Genomic DNA, 6,422 nt, shown 5'->3' with positions numbered 1-6,422 from the left:
ACTGATTCTGATACTGATTCTGATACTGATTCTGATACTGATTCTGATACTGATTCTGATACTGATTCTGATACTGACTCAGATACGGATTCGCTTACTGACTCAGAAACGGATTCTGATACTGATTCAGAGACTGACTCAGAAACTGATTCTGATACTGACTCAGAAATTGACTCAGATACGGATTCGCTTACTGATTCAGAAATTGATTCTGAGATGGACTCAGACACTGATTCTGAGATTGACTCACTTACAGACTCAGAGATGGATTCTGAGACTGATTCAGACACTGATTCTGAGATTGACTCACTTACAGACTCAGAGATGGATTCCGAGACTGATTCAGAGACTGACTCTGATACTGATTCAGAGATTGACTCGCTGACTGACTCAGAGACGGATTCAGATATTGATTCTGATACTGACTCAGAGACTGATTCGCTTACTGATTCTGAGATGGATTCTGAAATTGACTCAGACACTGATTCTGAGATGGATTCTGATACTGACTCAGAGACTGATTCTGAGACGGATTCTGAGACGGATTCTGAGACGGATTCTGAGATTGACTCACTTACAGACTCTGAAATGGATTCTGAGATTGACTCACTTACAGACTCTGAAATGGATTCTGATACTGACTCTGATATTGACTCTGATACCGATTCAGAAATTGATTCTGAGATTGACTCTGATACTGATTCGCTTACTGACTCAGAAACTGATTCTGATACTGACTCAGAGACTGACTCAGAGACTGATTCTGATACGGATTCGCTTACTGACTCAGAGATTGACTCTGATACCGATTCAGAAATTGATTCTGAGATGGACTCACTTACAGACTCTGAAATGGATTCTGAGACTGACTCTGAGATGGACTCTGATACCGATTCAGAAATTGATTCTGAGACTGACTCAGAGACTGATTCTGAAACTGACTCTGATACTGATTCTGAAGTTGATTCGCTTACTGACTCAGAAATTGACTCCGATACCGATTCTGAAATAGATTCTGAAATAGATTCTGATACTGATTCAGAGATTGACTCGCTGACTGACTCAGACACTGATTCAGAAATTGATTCTGAGATGGACTCACTTACAGACTCTGAAATGGATTCTGATACTGACTCTGAGATGGACTCTGATACCGATTCAGAAATTGATTCTGATACTGACTCAGAGACTGATTCTGAAACTGACTCTGATACTGATTCTGAAGTTGATTCGCTTACTGACTCAGAAATTGACTCCGATACCGATTCTGAAATAGATTCTGATACTGATTCAGAGATTGACTCGCTGACTGACTCAGACACTGATTCTGAAATTGATTCTGAAATTGATTCAGAGATTGATTCGGATACCGACTCTGAGACTGATTCTGAGACTGACTCTGAAATGGATTCTGAGACTGACTCTGAGATGGACTCAGAAATGGACTCAGAAATGGACTCAGAGACGGATTCAGAAACTGATTCTGAAACTGATTCTGAAACTGACTCTGAAATTGACTCAGAGACCGATTCTGAAATGGATTCTGATACTGATTCAGAGATTGACTCGCTGACTGACTCAGAGACTGATTCTGAAATTGATTCTGAGACGGATTCAGATATTGATTCTGATACTGACTCAGAGATTGACTCTGAGATGGACTCGCTTACTGACTCAGACACTGACTCTGATACCGATTCTGAGATTGATTCAGAAACTGACTCTGATACCGATTCTGAGACGGATTCAGACACTGACTCTGATACCGATTCTGAGATTGATTCAGAAACGGACTCTTTAACTGATTCGGAGACGGACTCGGAAACGGACTCTTTAACTGATTCGGAGACGGACTCAGATACTGATTCTTTAATTGATTCGCTTACTGACTCAGAAATTGATTCTTTAATTGATTCTGAGACTGAATTTGAAACTGATTCTGAATTTGAAATAGACTCAGAGTTAGATACTGATTCTGAATTTGAAATAGACTCAGAATTAGATACTGATTCTGAATTTGAAATAGACTCAGAATTAGATACTGATTCTGATTTTGAAGTCGATTCTGATTCAGACAAAGATAAAGAATTTGAAACTGATTCTGAAGCTGACTCTGAGTAAGAATTTGATTGGGAAATTGACGTAGACTCTGAAATTGATGGGATATTAGGATCTAAACTGTCAATATCAATCCCCTTAAGCGGTGACTCATCGTATCGCTGCGCATATAAGGTACGTCCGTCACCTTTTAAAATCCCTTCCAACGTAGATTGAACAATAGCTGTAGCTGTACGTACATAAAAGGTCTTAGAATCCCCTTCTGTGACAAACGTCCAAGTCATATTGTTGGCAACACCACCACCAATTGTACGCCACTCAGTAATGTTAATTGCGTAGTTATTATAGACTAAATTGTCAAAAGATGATTTCGCTATATACGGTGTGTAATCGCTATTACGAATTAGGTTTCCATCTGAGTAGTAACTCATCTCACGAGAGATAATACTATCATTTGTTGCGATAACAATACCAAACTGGTTATTCGTTGCAAATGCAGGTGATAGATTCACTTTCCAAGTAGTACGGTTGGTCCCAGTATCGTACGAATAACTAATACTGTCTATAATGGTATTGTTAGCATTTTCTGAAGCATCACCACCAGTTAAAATTCCTGTATAAATGTATTGGGTAACCCCGTTACTATCAATATATGCAGATGGAGTTCCTGTTGTTACATCATAAGCAACTGCTAAATATTTTTCAGACTGTCCTTTAACTAGCTCTGCTCCCAAAGCAAGTGAACTTGATTGAATTGAGGACACTGCAACTTCGATCTCTTCTAACGAAACAGCTGAATCACCTAACAATTGTTTTGCAGCCGCTACCTCTGCTCTAGATGTTGCTAAGACTGCTGCTAACTCACTGTCAGATGACTTTTCCAATTGCGATTCAGCCAATTTAATTAGAATTTCACCCTCAGAGACAACTTGCTCCAACGCCTGTCGTCCAGATTCTGAACCAAGCGTTTCAGAACCAGTAATTGATTCTGAGGTTGAAGTCACTGTCTCACTTGCTGATGTCGATGAACTCGTGCTTGTCTGTGATTCAGTTGTTGATGTAGTTTCGCTTGAAGAAGCAGATTCACTTGTAGAAGTAGACTCGCTAACTGACACCGATTCGCTTGATGAGATTGACTCACTTTCAGAAACTGATTCGCTTTCAGATGTAGACTCACTTTCTGAAGTTGACTCACTTGTAGAGGTAGACACACTTGCTGAGTCTGAAAGGCTTGACGAATCTGACAAGCTAGCTGAATCTGAAATACTTGTCGAATCCGATAGACTTGTCGATGTCGAATCACTATTTGATTGTGATGAAGTGTCGGACTCAGTGCCTGCATTGCTCATGCTAACTGTATCCTCAGTAGCAAGGACAGTGGTTGTTGTCTCAAATGTCGTTACAGTGTCTTCTGCAAGTACTTGGTCAACTGTGATTCCACCACCGACTACCGCACTTGCTGCAATCAAACCACGCAACATTGCTGTAGCTGAAGATTGAACGGTATTCGTATTTACTGTCACTTTACCAGTTGATGGCTTGCTACCACCTAAGCGCATCAAACCGATTCGAGACATTACCGTACGAACCCAGTGCTTACCGGATTTGTGCATCTTGACACGACTTTTACGCGAGACTTCGGTAATATTTTCTTTGTTTTTTCCAGTCATTTCTAACTCCCTAAAAATTTTTTTCACATTTGAAAAATAACTTTATAACAACACACGCCACTCACTATATTGTTATTGCTTCATTATCTATCCAAAGATGATAGTAATATTTCAATTATACACTTATTTATATTTCTTTGTCAACAATAAATATGCAATATCAAAAATATTTTTTCACATTGTTTCTGATGACGTTTTCAGGAAATGATGCTATTTAAAGCATTTTTCAAAACTCTGATTACTTTTTTTGCACTTTGCTTTAGGCTTTTTAGTGTTTATTCACATAAATAATCTAAAATATTTTTAGTAATTTTATTTGTTTTTTGAATATATTAAGATGGTGCCGTTTTTCAAAAATATTTTTCATTCACAAGCAAAAAAGTAGCTAGCTGACTAACTACTTTTTCTCTTTATGATCCAGTCAGAAGGAAATTATTTTACTTCTTCCTCATCTTCTTTCTTGCGGCGTTTGTACAAACCACCAAGGAGAAGACCTGCACCTAAGATACCTGCCCAAGCTGATGATTCCTCACCAGTATTTGGCAATGCACCTTGTTTACGTGATGTTTGAGAATGACGTGGAACTACCGATTCTGAGACTGATTCAGAAACTGACTCTGATACTGATTCGCTTACTGATTCAGAGATAGATAGTGACTGGCTAACAGATTCAGAAATCGATTCAATATTCATTGGTGGAAGCGGTGGGTTAACCAATCCAGGACCATGTGAATGAATCTCTACACCAGATTCTGATACTGACTCAGACACTGATTCTGAAATTGACTCGCTTACTGACTCAGAAATTGACTCAGATACTGATTCAGACACTGATTCTGAAATTGACTCAGATACTGATTCAGAAATTGACTCAGATACTGATTCAGAAATTGACTCTGACACTGATTCTGAGATTGACTCAGATACTGATTCAGAAATTGACTCAGACACTGATTCAGACACTGATTCTGAAATTGACTCAGACACTGATTCTGAAATTGACTCAGAAATTGATTCTGAAAGGGACTCAGACACTGATTCAGAAATTGACTCTGACACTGATTCAGAAATTGACTCAGACACTGATTCAGAAATTGACTCTGACACTGATTCAGAAATTGACTCTGACACTGATTCAGAAATTGACTCTGACACTGATTCTGAGATTGACTCAGACACTGATTCAGAAATTGACTCAGACACTGATTCTGAGACTGACTCAGAGGTAGATTCTGATACTGATTCAGAAATTGATTCAGATACTGATTCTGAGATTGATTCTGATACTGATTCAGAAATTGACTCAGACACTGATTCTGAGATTGATTCGCTTACTGACTCTGATACTGATTCAGACACTGACTCAGACACTGATTCTGAGATTGATTCGCTTACTGATTCTGAGATTGATTCTGATACTGATTCAGAGATTGACTCAGAAACTGATTCAGAAATTGACTCTGACACTGATTCTGAGACTGACTCAGAGACTGATTCAGAGATTGACTCAGACACTGATTCTGATACTGACTCAGAGATAGATTCTGATACTGACTCAGAGATAGATTCTGATACTGATTCAGAAATTGATTCTGAAAGGGACTCAGAGACTGATTCGCTTACTGATTCTGATACTGACTCAGAGACTGATTCGCTTACTGATTCTGATACTGACTCAGAGACTGATTCTGAGATTGACTCAGAGACTGATTCAGACACTGATTCTGAAATTGACTCAGACACTGATTCTGAAATTGACTCAGACACTGATTCTGAGATTGATTCGCTTACTGACTCTGATACTGATTCAGACACTGACTCAGACACTGATTCTGAGATTGATTCGCTTACTGATTCTGAGATTGATTCTGATACTGACTCAGAAATTGATTCTGAAACGGATTCAGACACTGACTCAGAGATTGATTCTGATACTGATTCTGAGATAGATTCTGATACTGACTCAGAAATTGATTCTGAAACGGATTCAGATACTGATTCAGATACTGATTCAGATACTGACTCAGAAATTGATTCTGAAACGGATTCAGATACTGATTCTGAGATTGATTCTGAAACGGATTCTGAAACTGACTCAGAGATTGATTCTGATACTGACTCAGAAATTGATTCTGAAACGGATTCAGATACTGACTCAGATACTGATTCTGAGATTGATTCTGATACTGACTCAGATACTGATTCAGATACTGATTCAGATACTGATTCAGATACTGATTCTGATACTGACTCTGAAATGGATTCTGATACTGATTCAGAAATTGATTCAGATACTGATTCTGAGATTGACTCAGAAACTGACTCAGAGATTGACTCAGATACTGATTCTGAGATTGATTCAGATACAGACTCGGATACTGATTCAGAAATGGATTCTGATACTGATTCTGAAACTGACTCGCTTACTGATTCTGAGATAGATTCAGATACTGATTCTGAGATTGACTCAGAAACTGACTCAGAGATTGACTCAGATACTGATTCTGAGATTGATTCTGATACTGACTCGCTTACTGATTCTGAGATTGACTCAGAGACGGATTCGCTGATTGATTCAGAGATTGACTCAGAGACTGATTCAGAAATTGATTCTGAGATTGACTCAGAGACTGATTCGGAAACGGACTCTGAAACCGACTCAGATACTGATTCTGAGATTGACTCAGATACGGA

General features: G+C 38.7%; 2 protein-coding genes and 2 pseudogenes. 2 read left to right on the top strand and 2 right to left on the bottom strand.

Translation table 11 applies throughout. The annotated features are described in order from the left end of the window. Window positions 1-2,121: pseudogene (locus ACHBIF_RS11250) on the top strand (hypothetical protein); the annotation flags it as partial. A 969-nt stretch (window positions 2,122-3,090) separates the two neighbouring features. Beyond that, entirely contained in the window at window positions 3,091-3,558 is a 468-nt protein-coding gene (locus ACHBIF_RS11245) for a hypothetical protein (RefSeq protein ID WP_394720541.1), read from the top strand. Between the two features lie 41 nt (window positions 3,559-3,599). Here the strand turns inward: ACHBIF_RS11245 and ACHBIF_RS11240 are convergent. Next, window positions 3,600-3,728: pseudogene (locus ACHBIF_RS11240) on the bottom strand (KxYKxGKxW signal peptide domain-containing protein); the annotation flags it as partial. A gap of 432 nt (window positions 3,729-4,160) precedes the next feature. Then, window positions 4,161-6,422: DUF445 family protein (locus ACHBIF_RS11235; protein ID WP_394720539.1), on the bottom strand; the 2,262-nt coding region annotated here is incomplete at its 5' end.

It is taken from the genome of Streptococcus sp. A11 (assembly GCF_043674225.1).
Taxonomy (GTDB): Bacteria; Bacillota; Bacilli; order Lactobacillales; family Streptococcaceae; genus Streptococcus; species Streptococcus suis_V.
The sequence above is the reverse complement of the archived record's forward strand: the minus strand, read 5'-3'. Positions and strand labels throughout refer to the sequence as shown.